The 20,716-nt window shown below is 61.2% G+C and carries 18 protein-coding genes; 11 read left to right on the forward strand and 7 right to left on the reverse strand.

Features of this window, described 5'->3' with window-relative positions:
• Positions 1-160: 160 nt before the first annotated feature.
• The 4 genes from ACOYXI_RS07720 (at position 161) to argE (ending at position 3,899) form a co-directional block, all read left to right on the forward strand.
• The gene (locus ACOYXI_RS07720; protein ID WP_461674659.1) at positions 161-1,480 is read left to right on the forward strand and encodes a flavin-containing monooxygenase; all 1,320 of its coding nucleotides are present in this window, start codon (positions 161-163) and stop codon (positions 1,478-1,480) included.
• A gap of 58 nt (positions 1,481-1,538) precedes the next feature.
• Entirely contained in the window at positions 1,539-1,955 is a 417-nt protein-coding gene (locus tag ACOYXI_RS07725) for a RidA family protein (RefSeq protein ID WP_003225869.1), read from the forward strand.
• A gap of 118 nt (positions 1,956-2,073) precedes the next feature.
• Positions 2,074-2,751, forward strand: coding sequence for a DUF1028 domain-containing protein (locus tag ACOYXI_RS07730; protein WP_461674660.1), 678 nt, complete (start codon positions 2,074-2,076; stop codon positions 2,749-2,751).
• Positions 2,748-3,899 (forward strand): acetylornithine deacetylase, encoded by a 1,152-nt coding sequence (gene argE, locus ACOYXI_RS07735; RefSeq protein WP_461674661.1) that lies wholly within the window; start codon positions 2,748-2,750, stop codon positions 3,897-3,899. Before ACOYXI_RS07730 ends, argE begins: the two co-directional genes overlap by 4 nt.
• 24 nt (positions 3,900-3,923) lie before the next feature.
• On the opposite strand, the gene ACOYXI_RS07740 is transcribed toward argE, so the two are convergent.
• A complete protein-coding gene (locus ACOYXI_RS07740) occupies positions 3,924-4,835 on the reverse strand; it encodes a LysR family transcriptional regulator (protein WP_096796405.1) in 912 nt (303 codons plus the stop codon).
• Positions 4,836-5,252: 417 nt separating this feature from the next.
• Here ACOYXI_RS07740 and ACOYXI_RS07745 point away from each other — a divergent pair, with 417 nt between their 5' ends.
• Together ACOYXI_RS07745 and ACOYXI_RS07750 are read left to right on the forward strand one after the other, a co-directional pair.
• The gene (locus ACOYXI_RS07745; protein WP_096796404.1) at positions 5,253-6,668 is read left to right on the forward strand and encodes a purine-cytosine permease family protein; all 1,416 of its coding nucleotides are present in this window, start codon (positions 5,253-5,255) and stop codon (positions 6,666-6,668) included.
• 104 nt (positions 6,669-6,772) lie between these two features.
• On the forward strand, positions 6,773-7,396 hold the full coding sequence (locus ACOYXI_RS07750) for a glutathione S-transferase family protein (RefSeq protein WP_461674662.1): 624 nt from the start codon (positions 6,773-6,775) through the stop codon (positions 7,394-7,396).
• A gap of 3 nt (positions 7,397-7,399) precedes the next feature.
• On the opposite strand, the gene ACOYXI_RS07755 is transcribed toward ACOYXI_RS07750, so the two are convergent.
• Positions 7,400-8,062 (reverse strand): M24 family metallopeptidase, encoded by a 663-nt coding sequence (locus ACOYXI_RS07755; RefSeq protein ID WP_139054753.1) that lies wholly within the window; start codon positions 8,060-8,062, stop codon positions 7,400-7,402.
• Positions 8,063-8,145: 83 nt separating this feature from the next.
• Positions 8,146-9,024 (reverse strand): putrescine utilization regulator PtrR, encoded by an 879-nt coding sequence (gene ptrR / locus ACOYXI_RS07760; RefSeq protein ID WP_097090372.1) that lies wholly within the window; start codon positions 9,022-9,024, stop codon positions 8,146-8,148.
• 103 nt (positions 9,025-9,127) lie between these two features.
• On the opposite strand from ptrR, the gene ACOYXI_RS07765 reads away from it, so the two are divergent.
• Positions 9,128-10,519 carry an aldehyde dehydrogenase family protein gene (locus tag ACOYXI_RS07765; RefSeq protein ID WP_461674663.1) on the forward strand — a complete coding sequence of 464 codons (1,392 nt, stop codon included), beginning with the start codon at positions 9,128-9,130 and terminating at the stop codon, positions 10,517-10,519.
• Between the two features lie 132 nt (positions 10,520-10,651).
• Here ACOYXI_RS07765 and ACOYXI_RS07770 read toward each other — a convergent pair whose 3' ends face one another.
• Complete coding sequence (locus ACOYXI_RS07770; RefSeq protein WP_461674664.1) at positions 10,652-12,196, reverse strand: MFS transporter; 1,545 nt, start codon at positions 12,194-12,196, stop codon at positions 10,652-10,654.
• Between the two features lie 102 nt (positions 12,197-12,298).
• Here ACOYXI_RS07770 and ACOYXI_RS07775 point away from each other — a divergent pair, with 102 nt between their 5' ends.
• The gene (locus ACOYXI_RS07775; RefSeq protein WP_461674665.1) at positions 12,299-13,195 is read left to right on the forward strand and encodes a LysR family transcriptional regulator; all 897 of its coding nucleotides are present in this window, start codon (positions 12,299-12,301) and stop codon (positions 13,193-13,195) included.
• Between the two features lie 3 nt (positions 13,196-13,198).
• Here ACOYXI_RS07775 and ACOYXI_RS07780 read toward each other — a convergent pair whose 3' ends face one another.
• Positions 13,199-14,368 (reverse strand): DUF1624 domain-containing protein, encoded by a 1,170-nt coding sequence (locus ACOYXI_RS07780; protein WP_461674666.1) that lies wholly within the window; start codon positions 14,366-14,368, stop codon positions 13,199-13,201.
• Positions 14,369-14,550: 182 nt separating this feature from the next.
• Here ACOYXI_RS07780 and ACOYXI_RS07785 point away from each other — a divergent pair, with 182 nt between their 5' ends.
• Both ACOYXI_RS07785 and ACOYXI_RS07790 read left to right on the forward strand, forming a co-directional pair.
• Positions 14,551-15,147, forward strand: coding sequence for a paraquat-inducible protein A (locus tag ACOYXI_RS07785; RefSeq protein ID WP_003225887.1), 597 nt, complete (start codon positions 14,551-14,553; stop codon positions 15,145-15,147).
• Positions 15,144-15,833, forward strand: a complete 690-nt coding sequence (locus tag ACOYXI_RS07790) for a paraquat-inducible protein A (protein ID WP_027612991.1) — start codon at positions 15,144-15,146, stop codon at positions 15,831-15,833. Before ACOYXI_RS07785 ends, ACOYXI_RS07790 begins: the two co-directional genes overlap by 4 nt.
• Here the strand turns inward: ACOYXI_RS07790 and ydiJ are convergent.
• Positions 15,766-18,792 (reverse strand): D-2-hydroxyglutarate dehydrogenase YdiJ, encoded by a 3,027-nt coding sequence (ydiJ, locus tag ACOYXI_RS07795; protein ID WP_461674667.1) that lies wholly within the window; start codon positions 18,790-18,792, stop codon positions 15,766-15,768. The genes ACOYXI_RS07790 and ydiJ overlap by 68 nt on opposite strands.
• A gap of 159 nt (positions 18,793-18,951) precedes the next feature.
• On the opposite strand from ydiJ, the gene ACOYXI_RS07800 reads away from it, so the two are divergent.
• Positions 18,952-19,836 carry a LysR substrate-binding domain-containing protein gene (locus tag ACOYXI_RS07800; protein ID WP_461674668.1) on the forward strand — a complete coding sequence of 295 codons (885 nt, stop codon included), beginning with the start codon at positions 18,952-18,954 and terminating at the stop codon, positions 19,834-19,836.
• A gap of 137 nt (positions 19,837-19,973) precedes the next feature.
• On the opposite strand, the gene ACOYXI_RS07805 is transcribed toward ACOYXI_RS07800, so the two are convergent.
• Positions 19,974-20,573 carry a DUF6338 family protein gene (locus tag ACOYXI_RS07805; protein ID WP_134786670.1) on the reverse strand — a complete coding sequence of 200 codons (600 nt, stop codon included), beginning with the start codon at positions 20,571-20,573 and terminating at the stop codon, positions 19,974-19,976.
• Positions 20,574-20,716 lie beyond the last annotated feature (143 nt).

Consider the following 20,716-nt stretch of genomic DNA (forward strand, 5'->3'; position numbering starts at 1 on the left):
GTTTTTACTGGCTTCGCCCCTTCTGCTTCAGCAATTTGTATTCACATCCCAGCTTAATAATATTTTACCGATACCCCCCTCCTGCCTAGTCTGACCGCAAGCAAAACGGACCAGCCTGAAGCGATCCGAATCCACTTGCCTTGCCAGGAAGGATGTAGAAATGACCACTGAAATAATAAAAACAGACACGCTTGTCGTGGGTGCCGGACAGGCCGGTGTGGCGATGAGCGAGCACCTGAGCAAACTCGGCGTGCCGCACCTGGTGCTGGAGCGCAGCCGCATCGCCGAACGCTGGCGCACCGGGCGCTGGGACTCGTTGGTGGCCAACGGTCCGGCGTGGCATGACCGCTTTCCGGGGCTGGAATTCGATGATGTAGATCCCGATGGTTTCGCCCCCAAGGAGCGTGTGGCGGACTATTTCGAAGCCTATGCGAAGAAATTCAACGCGCCGATCCGTACCGGCGTTGAAGTCAAAAGCGTGGTGCGCAATGTCGGGCGTCCGGGCTTCACCGTCGAGACTTCCGAAGGAGTGATCGAGGCCAGCCGCGTGGTCGCGGCGACCGGCCCGTTCCAGCGCCCGGTGATCCCGCCGATTGCGCCGCAAGACCCGCGTCTGTTGCAGATTCACTCCGCCGACTATCGCAATCCGCAGCAACTACCCGCAGGCGCAGTGCTGGTGGTTGGCGCCGGTTCGTCAGGCGTGCAGATCGCCGATGAACTGCAGCGCTCCGGCAAGCAGGTGTACCTGTCGGTAGGTGCGCATGACCGTCCGCCGCGTGCCTATCGCAACCGTGATTTCTGCTGGTGGCTGGGGGTGCTCGGCGAGTGGGATCAGGCGGCGATGAAACCCGGCCGCGAGCATGTGACCATCGCGGTCAGCGGCGCGCATGGCGGGCGCACCATCGATTTTCGTGGTCTGGCCCATCGCGGCATGACCTTGGTCGGCGTCACCGAGTCGTTCAACAACGGCGTGGTGACCTTCAAGCAGGACCTGCGCGACAACCTCAAGCGTGGCGACGAAAACTATCTGGCGCTGCTGGATGCCGCGGATGCCTACATCGAGCGCAACGGTCTCGACCTACCGGAAGAACCCGAAGCACGCGAAACCTATGCGGATCCCGAGTGCGTGAAAAATCCGCTGCTCGATCTGGATCTGGCCAAGGCCGGGATCACTTCGATCATCTGGGCCACCGGGTTCGCCGTGGACTATTCCTGGCTGCAGGTCGCAGCGTTTGACGACAAGGGCAAACCGCAGCACCAGCGTGGCGTGTCCAGCGAGCCGGGGGTGTATTTCCTCGGGCTGCCATGGCAGTCGCGCCGTGGTTCGTCGTTCATCTGGGGCGTGTGGCATGACGCCAAACACGTGGCCGACCACATCGCCACCCAGCGTAAATACCTCGATTACAAGGATGCCGAGCAGCGTGAAGCCGCCCTGCATTCGACCGCCAGCACGAAAGCCGCCGATACCGTCGACGCTTGATTGCCCTCTTTCGCGGCGGTGCCCGGTGCGCCGCTGAACACTCAGTCTGGAGCTGTACATGAGCAAGCCAACCCACACCCGCATCCGTATGTTCAACACCAAGGACACCTACCCGAATCAGACGCTGGACAACGACCTGTGCCAGGCCGTGCGCGCCGGCAATACCGTGTATGTGCGGGGTCAGGTCGGCACTGATTTCGACGGCAATCTGGTGGGCCTCGGGGATCCGCGCGCGCAGGCCGAACAGGCGATGCGCAACGTCAAGCAACTGCTGGAAGAAGCCGGCAGCGACATGAGCCATATCGTCAAGACCACCACCTACCTGATCGACCCGCGCTACCGCGAGCCGGTGTATCAGGAAGTCGGCAAGTGGCTCAAAGGCGTGTTCCCGATTTCCACCGGGCTGGTGGTGTCGGCACTGGGGCAGCCGCAGTGGCTGATGGAGATTGATGTGGTGGCGGTAATTCCCGAGTAAGTCGGCAGACCGAGTCGCGGCCTTCGCGAGCAGGCTCACTCCTACAAGGGAACGCATTTCAAGGTAGGAGTGAGCCTGCTCGCGATGAGGCCAGTCAAGACACACAAGGAGTAAACAGATGACCTTTTCAATCGCAGCCCGTTGCCCTGAAACCGGCCAGTTCGGTGTCGCCATCAGTTCCTCCAGCATCGCCGTCGGCGCGCGTTGTCCGTGGCTGCTGCCGGGTGTCGGCGCGGTGTCGAGCCAGAACATCACTCTGCCCTCCCTCGGCCCGGAAGTCCTCGCATTGATGGAACAAGGTCAGGCGCCCGACGCGGCGCTGGACCAGGTGCTGACCCGCAACGGCTACAGCCAGTACCGGCAGATCACCGCGATCAACCACCTCGGCCAGACCGCGCATTTCAGCGGCGCGCAGACCCTCGGCGTGCACAACGCCGTGTCCGGCGAACAATGCGTGGCCGCTGGCAACATGCTCGCCGGGCGCTCGGTAATCGAAGCGATGGTCAGTGCCTTTGAGGACGGCGAAGGCCAGTTGGCCGACCGCTTGCTCAAGGCCTTGCACGCCGCACAAGCCCTCGGTGGCGAAGCCGGGCCGGTGCATTCGGCAGCCGTGGTGGTGGTCGGCGAACAGACCTGGCCGATCGTCAATTTGCGCGTTGATTGGGCAGACGCAGACCCGATCGGCCAGTTGCAAAAACTCTGGGACGCCTATCAGCCGCAGTTGCAGGACTACATCGACCGCGCCCTCGACCCGGCCAAGGCACCGGGCTATGGCGTTGCCGGGGATGATCGATGAACAGCAGCGTCGCGTTGCTCAAGACGCTGGTGGGCTTCGACACCACCAGCCGCGAATCCAACCTGCAGTTGATCGAGTTCGTGCGTGATTACCTCGCAGGCTTCGATGTGCCGTGCGAGCTGATCTACAACGCCGAGCGCAGCAAGGCCAACCTGTTCGCGACCATTGGCCCGGCCGAGCAACCGGGCATCGTGCTCTCGGGGCACACCGATGTGGTGCCGGTCGATGGTCAACCATGGACAGTAGCGCCGTTCGAACTCAGCGAGCACGACGGCAAGCTGTTCGGGCGCGGCACCGCCGACATGAAGGGCTACATCGCTTGCGTGCTGGCGCTGGTGCCGGCGCTGGTCGCTGCAGAGCTGCGCATGCCGGTGCACATCGCCCTGTCCTATGACGAAGAAGTCGGCTGCCTCGGGGTGCGCTCGTTGCTCGCCGAGCTGGAGCAGCGGCCGGTCAAACCGCTGCTGTGCATCATCGGTGAACCGACCGAGTTGAAACCGGTGCTCGGCCATAAAGGCAAACTGGCGATGCGCTGCGACGTGCACGGCCATCCTTGTCATTCGGCCTACGCACCGCTGGGGGTCAACGCCATCGAGTACGCCGCCGAGCTGATCGGTGAGCTTGGGCGCATCGGCCAGCAACTGAAAGCACCCGAGCATCACGACGCACGTTTCGATCCGCCCTACAGCACGGTGCAGACCGGAGTGATCAGCGGCGGTAAAGCGCTGAACATCGTCCCTGCCGACTGTCGCTTCGACTTCGAAATCCGCGCCCTGCCCTCGCAGGAGCCAACCCAGGTCGCGCAGCAGTTGCAGGCTTACGCCGAGCAGCAAGTGCTGCCGCGCATGCGGGCAGTGAGTGAGCACAGTGCGATTCGTTTCAGTGAGCTGTCGGCCTATCCGGGCCTGGCTACCGATTCGCAAAGTCAGGCCGCGGAGTTGATCGCGGCGTTTTGCGGTTCACGGGAATTCGGCACCGTGGCGTTCGGCACCGAGGGCGGGCTGTTCGATGCGGCGGGTATTCCCACCGTGGTCTGTGGCCCCGGCAGCATGGATCAGGGGCACAAACCTGACGAGTTTGTCAGTCGTGCGCAACTCGATGCCTGCGATGCGATGCTGCAACGGATGCTGGCCTCGATTCGCGCCTGATCCTTTCGGCCTGACTGCCTGCCTTCAAGCGTGCAGTCGGGCCAATTCCTCACGGCAATGATCAACGAACAACTGCACCGGTTTGGTCAGTTGCACCCGACGCAGCCAGGCTGCCGACAAGCCCGAGCCAGTCACGGTTTCCGCCAGCGGCACGCACACCACTTTCTGCCCGTCGTAGGTGTACTCGCCGAACGGTCGGGTCACCAGAATCGAAAAGCCGAACCCACGCCCGACCATGCCGCGCACCATCTCGATCGACGGCGAGCTGAAGACGATGTGCGGGGTCAGTCCGCGCTCCTCGAAAATGCTCACGAAGTAGGTGCGGCTGGGCACCACGTCGAGCAGGATCATCGGCTCCAGCACCAGATCGTGCAGCGAGACTTTAGCCTGTTGTGCAAAGCGATGGTCGGCCGGCAGCAAGGCGTAAGGCTGCTGCGGCGGCATCAGCGGCGTGGTGTCGATGGTGGTGTCGAGGTCGTGCTCGAACAGCATCGCCATATCGATGCTGCCGGCGGTCAGCGCCTGCACCAGTTCCTGTTGCTCGCCATCGCGAATGCGGATTTCCACGCCCGGCCAGCGCTGCTTGAACCCGGCGATCAGGCGCGGCAGGTACAGCGGCGCGACGGTTTCGAAACAGCCGATATCGATCTGCCCGGAGACCACATCGTTATCCGCCAGCGCGTTCTGCTCGAACTCATGCGCCACTCGCAGCAATTCCAGCGCCTTGCGATAGAAACGCGAACCACTGGGCGTCAGCGATACGCCTTGGGCGTGATGGCGGATGAACAGCTGCACGCCGAAGCTTTCTTCCAGATGCTTGATCGCGGTGGAGACCGACGGCTGGGCGATATAGAGCTTGCGCGAGGCTTCGGCGACGCTGCCGCAATCGGCGGTGGTGACGAAGTATTTGAGCTGGCGCAGGTTGTAGGCGGCCATATAAAAACCTCTGCAAGTGAGACAACGCTTTTGTGGTGAGGAGATTTATCTGTTGTCAGGACATTTATCTGTTGTCAGGACATTTATCTGTAGTCAGGGGTTCTGTGGTGAGGGGATTTATCCCCGATGGGACGCGAAGCGGCCCCTGTTTCTAAAGTCAAAAGAGGGGCCGCTTCGCAGCCCATCGGGGATAAATCCCCTCACCACAAAACTGTGTAAATCCAGGACAGAGTGAAGCCTGAACATACCGGAGCTACGCATTACACGCGGCATATATTTTTTAAGGTCTGAAGCAACAAACTTACTAATTTATCTATCCCGGGCCTTTGCACATGATCGCTTCAACAAGAAATGCGCCGTCCGTGTCGGCGCTTACCGAAGTACGTCCACGTACTCATCCTTGCCTTGGAGTTCGTCATGTCCACCTCTGCAACAACATCCGCGCCGCTCATTGAAAAACACACGATAGGATACGTGCCCCCCGAAGATCGCCACGGAAAGGTCAGGGATCTGTTCACGCTGTGGTTCGGCGGCAACATCGCGCCGTTGCCCATCGTTACCGGCGCGCTGGGCGTGCAGTTGTTCCACTTGAATCTGGTCTGGGGCATCGTCGCGATTCTGGTCGGTCATCTGGTCGGCGGCGTGCTGATGGCGCTGCACTCGGCGCAAGGCCCGCAGATGGGCATTCCGCAGATGATCCAGAGCCGCGCGCAGTTCGGCTCGCTCGGTGCTCTGCTGGTGGTGCTGATTGCCGGGGTCATGTACATCGGCTTCTTTGCCTCCAACATCGTGCTGGCCGGCAAGTCGCTGCACGGCGTGGTCGACAGCGTGCCGGTGCCGGTCGGCATCGTCATCGGTGCCCTCGGTTCGGGGATCATCGGCATCATCGGCTACCGCTTCATCCACGTGCTCAACCGCATCGGCACCTGGGTGCTGGGGATCGGCATCGTCGTCGGTTTCGGCTACATCTTCACCCATATTCAAACCGATGACTTCCTCACCCGCGGCAGCTTCAACCTTTCCGGCTGGCTCGCCACCGTGTCGCTCGCTGCGCTGTGGCAGATCGCGTTTGCGCCGTACGTGTCCGACTATTCGCGTTATTTGCCGGCCGATGTAAAAGTCTCGTCGACGTTCTGGACCACGTATCTGGGTTCGGCGCTGGGCTCGAGTCTGGCGTTCATCTTCGGTGCCGTCGCTGTGCTGGCGACCCCGGTGGGCATGGACACCATGGATGCGGTCAAGCTCGCCACTGGCTCGATCGGCCCGCTGATGCTGGTGCTGTTCCTGCTCAGCGTGATCAGCCACAACGCCCTCAACCTGTACGGCGCGGTGCTGTCGCTGATCACTCTGGTGCAGACCTTTGCCTATCGCTGGATTCCGACCGCCAAGAGCCGTGCGGTGATCTCGATCATCGTGCTGCTGGCCTGCTGCTTCGCCGCCGTCGGCGCGTCGAAGGACTTCATCGGCCACTTCGTCGACATGGTGCTGGTGCTGCTGGTGGTGCTGGTGCCGTGGACGGCGATCAACCTGATCGACTTCTACGCCATTCACAAGGGCCAGTACGACATCCAGTCGATCTTCCAGGTCGACGGTGGCATCTACGGACGTTACAACCCGCAGGCGTTGCTGGCCTATGCGATCGGCATTGCGGTGCAGATCCCGTTCATGAACACCCCGCTGTACGTCGGCCCGGTGTCGGCGCACATCAACGGCGCCGACCTGTCGTGGCTGGTGGGGCTGCTGGTGACCTCGCCGCTGTACTTCTGGCTGGCCAGTCGTGACAGCGCCTATCGGCGGCGGATGATGGGCGGGAAACTGGTGGGCAGTCACTGAGATTGATTCGATGTAAAAAGAAGGCCCGCCATGCGCGGGCCTTCTGCGTTGTGGTGTGGTATTTCTTGATGCCCCGACAGGCACCCACGAGACAGGGAAAACTCATGCTGCGAATTCTGGGCAAGGCGTCATCGATCAACGTGCGCAAAGTGCTGTGGACCTGCGCTGAACTGCAGATCCCGTTCGAGCGTGAGGATTGGGGCTCGGGCTTCAAGCAGACTGATACGCCGGAGTTTCTAGCGCTCAACCCTTGCGCGATGGTGCCAGTGATTCAGGACGGCGATTTCACCCTGTGGGAATCGAATACGATCATTCGTTATCTGGCAGGCGCCTATGGCGGCGCCGACCTCTACCCCATCGAGCCGCGAGCCCGTGCACGGGTCGATCAGTGGATCGACTGGCAAGCGTCGGAGCTGAACCGCTCGTGGTCTTATGCGTTCATGTCGCTGGTGCGCCAGTCAGCGAATTATCAGGACAGCGCCGCTCTGGCCAAAGGCATCGAGCAGTGGTCGCAGACCATGGGCATCCTCGATCAACAGTTGCAGAAGACTGGCGCCTACGTCAGTGGCGAGCGGTTTTCCCTCGCCGACATCCCCATCGGGCTGTCAGTCAACCGTTGGTTCGAAACGCCGCTCGCGCATCCGGACTATCCCGCCGTCAGCGCGTATTACCAGCGTCTGAGCCAACGCGAAGGCTTTCGCCTGTACGGCAGAAACGGTACGCCGTGACAATCAGATCAACAGATCTTCATAAAACGCGCCGAACGGTCGCTGCGGGTGGGCGATCTGGATTTCCAGAATCCACACCCCGGCATTTGGCGTCTGGTCGAAATCGCCGAGATTGCCGCCGCGATGGATCGCGTGAGGGAAATCGCTGACGCGGTGGCCCTTGATATCGAGATTGAGTTTCCAGCCCATGGCTTCAGCCTGATCGCTGGCATAGCGATAAAGTTCGACACCGCTCACGCCTTGGCGCCACAGTGCCTCGACACGCTTGAACAGCTCCTTGGACGCCGCCGCGCAGGCGATCATTTCCGGATCGGAGCCAGTGGTGAAGGTCTCGCCGGCATCGCCTTCGTGCCCCTGCCAGACCACGCCCATGTCAATGAAGAAAATATCGTTGTCACCGAGCACCGGATCGCCTTCGGAACGCTCCTTGAACGCCTTCAGCGTATTGGCGCCGAAGCGAATCAGCAGCGGATGCCAGATGCGGTCCATGCCCAGTTCGGCGAGGATCTGCTTGCCCCGCTCCTGGGCTTCGGACTCACGCATGCCGGGCTTGATCACCCTGGCGATGGCATCAACGGCGTTCCAGGTCAGGCCCTGCGCATGACGCATCGTTTCCAGCACAAACCGCTCACCGACCGCTTCTTTACCGCTCAGGGCTGCACTCATTTGCTTGTTCCTCATGGCTACGCTGTGTAGTTTTTTATATTGCGAAACGCCGATCAAGATACAGCCATGACACAACGTGTCAATTACTCTTCCGCACGCACCACACCGCGCTCCTCCAGCAAACGCACGAACATGCTCAAGCTGCGCGACACCGTGCCCCGGCGCCACACCAGCCAGGTGGTCAGATAGCGAAAGTCCGCCGCCAGCGGCCACACGCTGACCGTCGCGCTGCCAGGCATGCTTTGCAGCATTTTGCGCGGCATCAGCGCCAGCCCGGCGCCGGCACTGACGCAGGCGAGCATGCCGTGGTAGGACTCCATCTCGAAAATCTTGCCCGGCACGGCAGCGTCGGTGCTGAACCATTTTTCGAAGTGATGACGATAGGAGCAGTTGGAGCGGAACGCGTAGATGTTCTCGCCGTTCACATCCGCCGCGCGCCGCACCGGGGGGTGATTGAGCGGCGCGATGATGACCATCTCTTCCTCGAACGCCGGCACACCTTCCAGCGCCGGGTGCAGCACCGGGCCATCGACGAAGGCCGCCGCCAATCGTCCTGAGAGTACGCCGTCGATCATTGTCCCGGACGGGCCGGTCGACAGATCCAGATCGACCTTGGGATGCAACTGGTTGTACGCCGCGAGCAGTTCGGGGATGCGCACGGCGGCGGTACTTTCCAGCGAACCGAGGGGAAATGCGCCCTGCGGTTCTTCACCGGCGACCGTGGCCCGCGCTTCCTGCACCAGATCGAGAATGCGCCGCGCGTATTCGAGAAAACTCCAGCCAGCCGGTGACAGACGCAAACGGCTTTTCTCGCGAATGAACAGATCGACGCCCAGATCCTGCTCCAGCTGTTTGATCCGCGTGGTCAGGTTCGATGGCACGCGATGAATCTGCGCCGCGGCGGCGCTGATGCTGCCGTGCTCGGCAACGGCCTTGAAGATTTCCAGCTGCACCAGATCCACAGTCATTCTCCAATCGTGAAAGAAACGATCTTTATTATTCAGTTTCCAGAAAACAAACGCCACCCTACTCTAGGCCCATCCACTGAACTCACAGGAGCCCGCCATGAGCCAGATTTCCAGCCAGACCCACGCCATCTCGATCAACCCTGCTACCGGAGAGCAGATCGGTCACTACGCCTTTGAATCCGCCGAAGCCCTCGACGCTGCGCTGACCCGCGCCGCGTTCGGTTTCTCGAAATGGAAACGCAAGCCGCTGCAGGATCGCTCCCGCGCCCTGACCGCCCTCGCCGGCGCCCTGCGTGACAGCGCCGAAGCCATGGCGACCATGATCACCCTGGAAATGGGCAAGCCGATCGCCCAGGCCCGTGGCGAAATTGAAAAATGCGCCAAGCTCTGTGAGTGGTACGCCGAAAACGGTCCGGCCATGCTCGACGCCGAACCGACTCAGGTTGAAGGCGGCAAGGCGCGCATCGAGTACCGACCACTCGGCCCGATCCTCGCGGTGATGCCGTGGAACTTCCCGATCTGGCAGGTGCTGCGCGGTGCCGTTCCGGCGCTTATCGCCGGCAACACCTACGTGCTCAAGCATGCGCCGAACGTGATGGGCAGCGCCTACCTGCTGCGCGACGTCTTCAAGAACGCCGGTTTCGCTGATGGCGTGTTTGAAGTGATCAACGTCACCCCGGAAGGCGTTTCCACCGCCATTGCCGACCCGCGCATCGCCGCTGTCACCCTGACCGGCAGCGTGCGCGCCGGCATGGCCATCGGTGCCCAGGCCGGTGCCGCGCTGAAGAAATGCGTGCTGGAACTGGGCGGTTCCGATCCGTTCATCGTGCTCAATGACGCTGATCTGGACGAAGCCGTGCAGGCTGCCGTGATTGGTCGTTATCAGAACTCCGGCCAGGTCTGCGCCGCGGCCAAGCGCCTGATCATCGAAGAAGGCGTGGTCGAAGAGTTCACCCGCAAATTCGTCGAGGCCACGCGTCAATTGAAAGTCGGCGATCCGCTGTCCGCCGACACCTACATCGGGCCGATGGCGCGTTTCGATCTGCGTGATGAACTCGACCAGCAAGTGCGCGACACCCTCGAAGAAGGCGCCACCCTGTTGCTCGGCGGCGGTAAGGCGCAAGGCCCGGGCAACTACTACGAGCCAACCGTGCTGGCCGATGTCACCGACCGCATGACCTCGTTCAAACAGGAACTGTTCGGCCCGGTGGCATCGATCATCACTGCCCGCGATTGCGCCCACGCCGTGGCCCTGGCCAACGACAGCGACTTCGGCCTGACTGCGACGATCTATACCGCCAACGTCGCACTGGCCCAGCAACTGACCAGCGAACTGGACACCGGTGGCGTGTTCATCAACGGCTACTCCGCCAGCGACCCGCGCGTGACTTTCGGCGGCGTGAAGAAAAGCGGTTTCGGTCGCGAGTTGTCGCACTTCGGCGTGCGCGAGTTCTGCAACGCGCAGACGGTGTGGCTGGATCGCAAATAATCAGGACTCCAACACGCACAGGTGGGAGTGGGCTTGCTCACGAAGGGGCCGGCATGTTCAGCATTGATCGTGACTGACCTGACGCCTTCGCGAGCAAGCCCGCTCCCACACTCGAAAATTCCGCACACACCGCTATAGCAAGTCGGGCGCTGTTTTTTGCGGCTGCGCAACCGCCGGCCCCTTGCTCAACAGCCCAAGCACCACTGCCGCCGAAGCCAGCGTGATCACGGTCAGGATGTGCAGCAGGTACTGAAACGCCGAGGCATAACCTTGCACCAGACGCTCGCTGGCCAGCCCCGGAACCATGTTGAGCGCATGCGCCATGTCGCCCGTGGTAACCCGGTGCGCGGTCTCGGCAATCAACGCCGCATCGACACTGCCTGCCACTGCCCCCGTCAGATCGGTATGCAGCAGCGAAGTCAGCACAGCGCCCACCACCGCCAGCGCAATACCCTCACCCGCCACGCGCACGGTATTGAAGATCCCCGCTGCCATCCCCGCGCGCTCCTTCGGCACAACGCTGACCGACAGACCATCCATCAAGCCCCACGGCAAACCGGTGCCAATCCCGATCAACAGCATCGCAATGACCAAGGCGGATTTTGGCTCGCCGACGTTGTACAGGCTCAACCCGTGCAAGCCCACCGCAGCGATCAGAAAACCGATCCCCGACAGGATTCCCGCCGAGACAAACCGGGTCAGCGACGCCGCCAGCATCGGTACCACCAGCATGGGCGCCGACAGCGCCAGCAACAGCAGGCCGGCATCGATTTCGCTCAAGCCTTCCACGCCGATAAAGCGCAATGGCAACATCACCACCAGCACGATGTAGCAAAAACAGGTGCCGATCGGCAGCATCTGCACGCCGATGAAGCGCGGAAAACGCAACAGGGTCAGATCGAGCATCGGATGTTTGACGCGCTTTTCGATCATCACGAACAACCCCAGCAACAATGCCGAAGCACCGAGCAGACCGACCACCAGCGGGCTGCCCCAACCGCTTTCCGGGGCCTGAATCACGCCGAAGGTGAACAGCGCCAGCATCGCACTGAAGGTGATCGTGCCCGGCCAATCCAGTCCCGTAGCATCCGGGTTGCGGCTTTCGCGCATGCGGGGCAGGCCGAAGACCATGGCGATCACGCCGATCAGCGCGGTGAAAACAAAAATCGCCCGCCAGTTGAACGCCTCGATCAATGCGCCGGCCAGCAGCGGCCCGAAAGCCAGACCAATGCCGAATGTGGTACCGAGTACGCTGTATGCACGGGTTCGCGCATGGCCTTCGAATTCCTGCGCCAGCGACGCTGAACCGCTGGCCAACGCCGCAGCACCGGCCACGCCCTGCACCGCACGCAGCCCATCCAGCCAGTACACCGACGGTGCCAGGCTTTGCGCGACCGATGCTGCGGTGAACAGCAACATGCCGAAGCTGAACAGGCGTTTACGCCCATAGACGTCAGCCAACGCGCCCGCCGCCATCAGCAAACTGCCGAACGACAACATGAACGCATTGGTGATCCAGGTCAGGGCAACGGGACTGCCGCCCAAATCTCGGCCAATGGCGGGCGTCGCCACCGCGCCACCGGTAAAACTCAAGGGCAGTACCAATGCCGACAGGCACACGGCCGCGAGGATCAGCAGCTTGTTATGCGCGCCTGGTTGATGAGCGACCGTTGTCATGCATTCATCCTTTAAAGAAATTGCCAGGCTGCGACTTTAAGGCCGTTATATTGATGCGATAATCCCAGCAATTTTGCATGACTTTGTGAAAGGCATTCACAGATGAAATCACCCTCAGCGGCAGACCTTTGCGTATTTCTCTGTACGGCGCAGCACTTGAATTTCAGCAAGGCCGCCGTCGAACTCGGGCTCACCCCGTCAGCCCTGAGCCATTCGGTAAAGGCTTTGGAGAATCGCCTCGGTGTGCGTCTGTTCAATCGCACCACCCGCAGCGTGGCGTTGACCGAGGCCGGTGGGCGCCTGTACGCGCGCCTGAAACCGGCGTTCCGCGACATTGACGACGCACTGGAAGACCTCAACCATTTTCGCGACAAACCCACCGGCAACCTGCGTATCACCTGCGGACGCCAGGCGTGCGAGCTGGTATTGCTGCCGATTGCCAGCGAGTTCTTGCAGACGTATCCGGACATTCGCATGGAGGTGGTCGAAAGCGAAGCATTGCTCGATATCGTCGCTGGCGGATTTGATGCAGGCGTGCGCTTTGGCGATCGACTGCAGGCCGACATGGTCTCGCTGCCGATTGGCCCGGCGATGCGTTCGGTGGTGGTGGCTTCGCCAGCATTCCTTGAACGCCATCCTGCGCCGCAAAAACCCGAAGATCTGCACGACTTGCCGTGCCTGCGCCACCGCTACCCCAGTGGCGCCCTGTATCGCTGGGAATTCGAACGCGATGGCATTGCCCAGGAAATCGAGGTCAACGGCCCGCTGACCCTGGGCGACGTCAGCTTGATGGTCGGCCCTGCACTGCAAGGCCTGGGATTGGCGTATGTGTTCGATGACATGGTCAGCGAACACCTGGCATCGGGGCGTCTGATTCAGCTGTTGGCCGACTGGTGCCCCTACTATCCGGGCCTGCATCTGTACTACCCGAGCCGGCGCCACGTACCGGCGCCGCTCAAGGCTTTTATCGACTTTGCGCGCGAGCGTAGTGGTCACTAGGGCTTACAGATATTTCAGCCAGGCAATATCGCGGCGCCGCGATTTCAGCGCGGAAAACCAGCGTACCGCCGGGTACTGTGCCAGCGCCAACAGCAGTGACACCAGCCAGATCGCCGCGACTGAATCGAAGCCGAAATAGCTACCGTGGTTAAGGCCGAACAACGCCACGGCAATCAGATACAGCACCTTCAGCACGTACAGATGCAGCAGATAAAAGAACATCGGCGCCGAACCGAAGACCGTCAGCCAGCGAATCCAGCGGCGCGTCTGCAGCCGTTCGAACAGCAGCAACAACAGCAATCCGACGCTCACCGTCAGGGTGATGAACAGCAGCGATGGCGGATACTTGGTGATGTTGAAAAACGCCATCAGCGTTTGCACGGTCGTGTCTTCAACCGCCCAAGGCTTTTCGCCGTATCCGTTGAGCAACCGCAGCCCGACGAAACCCAGCAGTCCGGCGATACCAGCCAGCAACAGGCACTGCTGACGAACTCCGGCGTCGGCCGCACGGGCAAACCACGGGCCCAGCGCATAACCCAGACCGATCACGCCGATCCACGGCAACAGCGGATACGAAGTGCGCAAGCGCAGACTGTCACCGACCTCGATCCAGCCCCGATCATGCAGGATCGCCCATGGCACATGCAGTGCCGACTCCAGCGCGAAATGCAGCCCGTCCAGCAGGTTATGCCCGGCAATAATCGCCAGACTCAGCGTCAGCAACAGCCAGCGCGGCAACCAGACCAGCAGCGACAACGCGATCATGCTCAAGCCAATCGCCCAGATCACCTGCAGATAGATCACGCTCGGCGGCAACTGAAACGTCCAGGCGAAGTTCACCAAGGTGAATTCCAGCACCACCAGAAACAGCCCACGCTTGAACAGGAAGGCACTGACATCGGCCTTGCCCGCGTACTTCTCGCCGAACAGCCACGCAGACAATCCAGTCAGCAACACGAACACCGGTGCGCACAGATGCGCCAACGTGCGACTGAAAAACAACGCCGGCTCGGTGTTGGCGATGTCCATCGGGTCGGACACCTGACGATGCAACAGGAACGTCTCGCGCACGTGATCCAGCAGCATGAACAGGATGACCAGACCGCGTAACGCATCAATGGACAGCAAGCGGCCGGTCGGCAGCGGGTTGGAACGGGTACACACAATCGTCATGGAGATTTCGCCAACGAGCAAATGAATCAGGGGATCGCAACCGCACGCCCCGCCAAAAATTCGCGTTACTCTATAACATTAAAATGTCGATTCCCAACCCAAACGACATTTGCCCAATCACGTCAGGCTTCTATAGTGATCAGGCGCCCCCTGCGCTTTGCGCCTGCTGTCGAGCGTTGCCCATGACCTCAACCGAACACCTGATCATCTGCGAGCATTGCGACTGCGTGTACGAAAAGGTCGTGCTCGGCAAACACCAGAAAACCCTCTGCGTGCGGTGCGGCGGCGTGCTGCAGCGCTACAACGGCTTGACCGTCGAGCAGCGGCTGGCCCTGAGTTTCACTGCGGCGATGCTGTGGCTGTTCGCCAATTTCTATCCGGTGATGAGCATCAGCATGAAGGGCCTGAAGAACAGCGCGACGCTGTGGGATTCGGTACTGGCGCTGAGTCAGGGGCCGATCACCTTCATGGCGATGGTCGCGGCGATTTCGATCATCATCGCCCCGGCGTTTCAACTGGTGCTGTTGATCTGGGTGCTGAGTTTCGCCTTGTCATCGCGCCGGGCGCCGGGCTTCAAGCTGTGCATGCGCTGGCTGGAAACCCTGCGCCCTTGGAGCATGCTCGAAGTGTGTCTGCTGGGGGCGATGGTGGCGGTATTCAAACTGGCCGGGCTGCTCGATGTGCTGCCGGGTATCGGCCTGTTCGCTTTGGCGGTGCTGAGCTTGATGATGATCCGCATTGCCGGCCGCGACATTCGTGATCTGTGGGACATTCTATGAAGCGACCCGCGACCGCCAGCGAACTGAATCTGTGCCTGTGCCACAGCTGTGGGCTGGCCTGTGACATGACCGACGAGCCGCACGAGTGCCCGCGCTGCGATGCGCCGCTGCATCGGCGCAAGACCAACTCCCTGACGCGCACCTGGGCCTATCTGTTCGCCGCGTTGGCGTTTTACGTGCCGGCCAATCTACTGCCGGTGATGAACACGGTGATGCTCGGCAACGGCGCCGACAGCACGATCATGAGCGGCGTGCTGGAGTTCTGGGAGGGCGGCGCGTGGGACATCGCACTGATCATTTTCATCGCCAGCATCGCGGTGCCGGGGATTAAATTCGTCGCCCTGTCGCTGCTGCTGATCACCGTGCAGCGGGGCAGCGACTGGGCGCGCCGTGAGCGCTCGAAGCTGTACCGTTTCGTCGAGCTGATCGGCTACTGGTCGATGCTCGACGTGCTGGTGGTCGCACTGGTCGCGGCGCTGGTGAAGTTCCAGGCGCTGGGCGATATCGAACCACGCCCGGGCATCCTGTTTTTCGGCATGGTGGTGGTGTTCACCATGCTCTCGGCGATGAGTTTCGACCCACGGCTGATATGGGACAATGCCCCGGACGACGAACCGCTCAGCGACGCACCACCTCAAGCAGCACCTGCAACGGATGGCGCAGCGCCCGATCCGACTGGCGCTTGACCTGACTGCGGCATGAGTAACCGGTGGCCAGCGCTTCGCCCCGCTCCGCCGGCGCCTCAACCTGCCGCGCCCACGATTGCTCGTAGATCACCGCCGAGGTTTCGCGGTTGCGCGCTTCATGGCCGTAGGTGCCGGACATGCCGCAGCAGCCGGTGGCCTGCGTCGCCAGTTTCAATCCGGCTCGCTCGAACACTTGCTCCCACTGGCGAGTGGCGGCCGGCGCGTTGGTTTTCTCGGTGCAGTGTGCCAGCAGACGGAATGACCGGGCCGCATCGGCAGCGGCCTGCTCCGGCATCACCTCGAGCAGCCATTCCTGTACCAGCGCGACTTCCGGGCAGTGGTCCATGCCGGGCACTTTCAGGTATTCCTGGCGATAGACCAGCGTCATCGCCGGATCCAGCCCCAGCAGCGGTACGCCAACGTCCGCCAGCTCACGAAGTTGCTGCGCATTGCGCAACGCCGCGCGGTTGAACGCTGACAGGAAACCCTGCACATGCAGCGGCTTGCCATTGGCACTGAACGGTGCCAGATACACCTGATAGCCAAGTCGTGAAATCAACTCCAGCAGATCCGCCAGCAGCGGCGCCTCGAAGTAACGAGTGAAGGCGTCCTGCACCAACACCACACTGCGCTCGCGCTGGGCCGGGGTCAGCACCGACAGCGTGGAAACCGTCGCCGGCTGCACCTTCCAGCGGCGCAGCGCAGCGTGGAAATCAAAGCGACTGAGCAACGGCACATCGACCATGCCGCCAAGACGCTCCAACTGTTTGCGCACAAAGGTTGCGCCCATCAAACCGTTGTACAGTGCCGGAATCCGCGCCATGTACGGAATGCTGTACTCCAGCGAAGCAATCAGATAGTCCCGCGCCGGGCGCAGATAACGGCTGTGATACAGCTCAAGGAAACGCGAACGGAATTCCGGCACGTTGACCTTGACCGGGCACTGTCCCGCGCAGGATTTGCACGCCAGGCAACCGGCCATGGCGTCATACACCTCATGGGAAAAGTCTGCATCCTGCGCGCGGCTGTTGCGCCAGCGTGTCCACAGGTTGCGGAAAAATGCCGGATGACGGATCGCCTCCGACAGCACATCCACCCCTGCCTCGCCCTGCAAACGCAGCCATTCGCGGATCAGCGATGCGCGCCCCTTGGGCGATTGCGCACGCTCGCGGGTGGCTTTCCACGATGGGCACATGGCGTCGTCGGGATCGAAGTTGTAGCAGGCGCCGTTGCCGTTGCAATGCATGGCTGCGCCGTAGCTCTGCCAGACCTTTTCGTCGATCTGTCGGTCGAGTTCGCCGCGCAGGGTCACTTCGTCGATTTTCAGCAACGCCGCACCGGTATTGGCCGGGGTGGCGATCTTGCCCGGGTTGAACTGATTGAACGGGTCAAACGCAGCTTTCAGTGCCTGCAACGCCGGATACAGCTCACCGAAAAATGCCGGCGCGTATTCCGAGCGCAGGCCTTTGCCGTGCTCGCCCCACAACAGGCCGCCGTAACGCTGGGTCAGCGCCGCGACGCCGTCGGACACCGGGCGCACCAGCGCCGCTTGCTGCGGATCCTTCATGTCGAGAATCGGCCGTACGTGCAACACACCGGCATCGACGTGGCCGAACATGCCGTACTGCAAACCGTGGCTGTCGAGCAGTTCGCGCAGTTCGGCGATGTACTCGGCCAGGTGCTGCGGCGGCACTGCGGTGTCTTCGACAAACGGCTGCGGCCGCGCTTCGCCGGCAACGTTACCGAGAAGGCCGACTGCGCGTTTGCGCATGCCATAAACCTTGTTCACTGCCGCCTGGCCGACCGCCAGGGTATGGCCGAGGCGTTCGACGGCGGTGTCGCTGCTCAAGTGTTCGAGGAAGGCTTCGACCCGGTGTTGCAGGTCCTCGGGATCATCACCGCAGAACTCCACCAGGTTGATCCCCAGTGTCGGGCGCTCGGCACTTGCCGGGAAGTATTCGGCGACGCCGTGCCAGACGATGTCCTGCATCGCCAGCAACAACACCTTGGAATCCACGGTTTCAATCGACAGCGGCTTGAGCGCCATCAGCGCCCGGGCATCGCGCAACGCATCCATGAACCCGGCGTAGCGAATGTTCACCAGCATCGTGTGTTTGGGGATCGGCAGTACGTTGAGCTTCGCCTCCACCACAAACCCCAGCGAGCCTTCGGCGCCGCACAGCACGCTGTTGAGGTTGAAGCGGTTGTCGGCCTCGCGCAGATGCGCCAGGTCGTAGCCGGTCAGGCAGCGGTTGAGGTCAGGGAACCGTTGTTTGATCAACTCGCCCTGCTCATCAATGATCTGCCGCGCACAGCGATAAACTTCACCCACCCGATCTTCACGGGCGCACAGCGCTGTCAGTTCGTCTTCCGCAAGCGCTGCGCCGTGCAGGCGTTCACCGCCGCGCAGGACCATGTCGAGTTCCAGCACATGGTCGCGGGTCTTGCCGTAGGTGCAACTGCCCTGGCCGCTGGCGTCGGTGTTGATCATGCCGCCGACGGTGGCGCGGTTGGAGGTCGACAGCTCCGGGGCGAAAAACAGCCCGGCTGATTTCAGCGCGGCGTTGAGCTGATCCTTGACCACCCCGGCCTGCACCCGCACCCAGCGCTGCTCGACGTTGATTTCCAGAATACGGTTCATGTGCCGCGACAGGTCGACGACGATGCCATCGGTCAGCGACTGGCCGTTGGTGCCGGTGCCACCGCCACGCGGAGTGATCACCACTTGCTGATAAGCCGGCTCGGCGATCAGCCGTGCGACCCGCGCCACATCCTCCGCATCCATCGGAAACACCGCCGCTTGCGGCAGGCGCTGGTAGATCGAGTTGTCGGTGGCGAGCACCACGCGACTGGCGTAATCGGCACTGATCTCGCCACGAAAACCACTGGCTTTCAGGGCGCTGAGGAACAGTTGGTAATCAGTAGTCAATGCAGCGGCGGGTGACAGCTGGGCAATCATCGGTGAGGAAATCTCGGTCAAAATCGGGCCGTGTGGCGGTGAACAGTTGTGCGCAATGAATGATTGCGTCACGCTCCCGCCATCTCATGGCGCTTATGTTCATTGCTTGGCGCCGTCGGGACAAACGTAAAATCGACCCGCAATCCATGACTAAAACGAATGAATCCGCGAACCCTCACCCCTTCCATGTCGCTGTTGCTGGCCTTCGAGGCCGCCGCACGCCATGAAAGTTACACCCGCGCCGCCCATGAACTGTCGCTGACGCAAAGCGCGGTCAGCCGTCAGGTGCAGATTCTGGAAAAGATGCTCGGCATGCGCCTGTTCAGCCGCGAAGGCCGGCAAGTGGTGCTGACCGATGTCGGGCGCATGTATCAGCGCGAACTGGCCGAAGCCCTCGGGCAGATCCGCAGCGCGACGTTGCAGGCCATGGCGTTCGGTTCCGGCATTCATAGTTTGCGTCTGGCGACGCTGCCGACCTTCGGCTCGAAATGGCTGCTGCCGCGACTCAAGGACTTCTACACCGCACACCCCGGCATGACCGTGCACTTGCATTCACGCATCGAAGCGATCGACTTCGACACCAGCGAAATCGATGCGGCGATCTGTGTCGGTGCGGGGGATTGGCCGGGGCTGAGCGCCCTGCCCCTGCACACTGAAGAACTGGTGGTGATTGCCAGTGCGCAGTTGTCATTGGCCGAGCGCGATGAAGCCGAGCAGCACATCGCCGGGCAGTTACTGCTCAATGTCAGCAGCAATGTCCAGGCCTGGGCGGAATGGTTCACCCATCATGGTTTGCCACACCGCAGCATGCGCATCGGGCCGAGCTTTGAAATGACTTCGCACCTGATTCAGGCGGTCCGGGCGAATATTGGCGTGGGGCTGGTGCCACGGATTCTGGTGGAGGATGAATTGCTTAACGGCGAGCTGCAGCAACTGGGGGAGCCGATCACCAGCCGCCGCAGCTACTACCTGGTGTATCCGCCGCGTAATGAGGCGTTGCCGTCACTGAAAGCGTTCAGGGACTGGTTGGTGCATACGCTCTGAACAGCAGCACTGCTTTTTCAAAGGTGGAGGCGCACTCGGCCCTCTCAACAGTGGACTATCCAACGGTTTTCCGTCTGGCCCAAAGAACAGGTGTTCATATTTCTTGGGCATTGGTTGTGGTGCTCGGGCGCTCATAATCAATCCTCTGATGCCGGGCTGAACTCAACCCATTTAACCTTCGCGGAATCTATCAACAAATATTCGGCGCCAAAAGGCGCCACTTTGCCATCTTCATGCAGCCAATGTGGCTTATGGATCACGAACTGGCCGTTGGCTGATTCCGGCGGCCACTCGGCCGGCCAGCCAAGAACGCGCCTTTCGTCATGCAAATGCAGGGTGATGAGCCGATCAAATTGCGCGAATGCGCAGAACCATTCGCTTGGGTAAGAAGATTGTTTCGTTACGTTTCTGCGACGCAGCCAACCATGTAGCTTGTCATTGGTCGCCAGACTACAGGACAGCAATCCAAGTACCAGCGAACAAAAGAATGCCCATGACGTCTGCGCCTTGCCATCCCATATTCCTAGAGAAAAACCCTTCGTACCCACATACAAAAAGATCACGCCAATACCTGTTACCACCCCATGAATCACAAACGTAAAAATCAACGCCTGCACAATCTGCCCAAAGGTGTCAGGCCGCTTGAACGAAGTGAGCGTGTAAAAAATCCAGGTAGAAACAAATCCGGGAATCAGATACTGCAACAACGGAATAACTTCCTTGACCAGATCATCCATGATCCGTGGCTCCTTGAAAGGCATGCCCCTCCGGTTACCGGGTGGCACTCAGAAGCCTAGCGCACACTGGAATACGCCTCGTGCCGATCTGTCACAGCGCATTTCGCAAAGCAAAAAAAGCAGAAACCATTGATCCGGTTTCT

The organism is Pseudomonas sp. G3-19 (assembly GCF_054855875.1).

Coding starts and splice junctions, on each gene's coding strand:
- ACOYXI_RS07800 (WP_461674668.1), top strand. CDS start 18,952: ATGAATCCGCGAACCCTCACCCCTTCCATGTCGCTGTTGCTGGCCTTC.
- ACOYXI_RS07730 (WP_461674660.1), top strand. CDS start 2,074: ATGACCTTTTCAATCGCAGCCCGTTGCCCTGAAACCGGCCAGTTCGGT.
- ACOYXI_RS07805 (WP_134786670.1), bottom strand. CDS start 20,573: ATGGATGATCTGGTCAAGGAAGTTATTCCGTTGTTGCAGTATCTGATT.
- ACOYXI_RS07720 (WP_461674659.1), top strand. CDS start 161: ATGACCACTGAAATAATAAAAACAGACACGCTTGTCGTGGGTGCCGGA.
- ACOYXI_RS07785 (WP_003225887.1), top strand. CDS start 14,551: ATGACCTCAACCGAACACCTGATCATCTGCGAGCATTGCGACTGCGTG.
- ACOYXI_RS07725 (WP_003225869.1), top strand. CDS start 1,539: ATGAGCAAGCCAACCCACACCCGCATCCGTATGTTCAACACCAAGGAC.
- ACOYXI_RS07790 (WP_027612991.1), top strand. CDS start 15,144: ATGAAGCGACCCGCGACCGCCAGCGAACTGAATCTGTGCCTGTGCCAC.
- ACOYXI_RS07775 (WP_461674665.1), top strand. CDS start 12,299: ATGAAATCACCCTCAGCGGCAGACCTTTGCGTATTTCTCTGTACGGCG.
- ACOYXI_RS07745 (WP_096796404.1), top strand. CDS start 5,253: ATGTCCACCTCTGCAACAACATCCGCGCCGCTCATTGAAAAACACACG.
- ACOYXI_RS07770 (WP_461674664.1), bottom strand. CDS start 12,196: ATGACAACGGTCGCTCATCAACCAGGCGCGCATAACAAGCTGCTGATC.
- ACOYXI_RS07765 (WP_461674663.1), top strand. CDS start 9,128: ATGAGCCAGATTTCCAGCCAGACCCACGCCATCTCGATCAACCCTGCT.
- ACOYXI_RS07740 (WP_096796405.1), bottom strand. CDS start 4,835: ATGGCCGCCTACAACCTGCGCCAGCTCAAATACTTCGTCACCACCGCC.
- ydiJ (WP_461674667.1), bottom strand. CDS start 18,792: ATGATTGCCCAGCTGTCACCCGCCGCTGCATTGACTACTGATTACCAA.
- ACOYXI_RS07750 (WP_461674662.1), top strand. CDS start 6,773: ATGCTGCGAATTCTGGGCAAGGCGTCATCGATCAACGTGCGCAAAGTG.
- ACOYXI_RS07755 (WP_139054753.1), bottom strand. CDS start 8,062: ATGAGTGCAGCCCTGAGCGGTAAAGAAGCGGTCGGTGAGCGGTTTGTG.
- argE (WP_461674661.1), top strand. CDS start 2,748: ATGAACAGCAGCGTCGCGTTGCTCAAGACGCTGGTGGGCTTCGACACC.
- ACOYXI_RS07780 (WP_461674666.1), bottom strand. CDS start 14,368: ATGACGATTGTGTGTACCCGTTCCAACCCGCTGCCGACCGGCCGCTTG.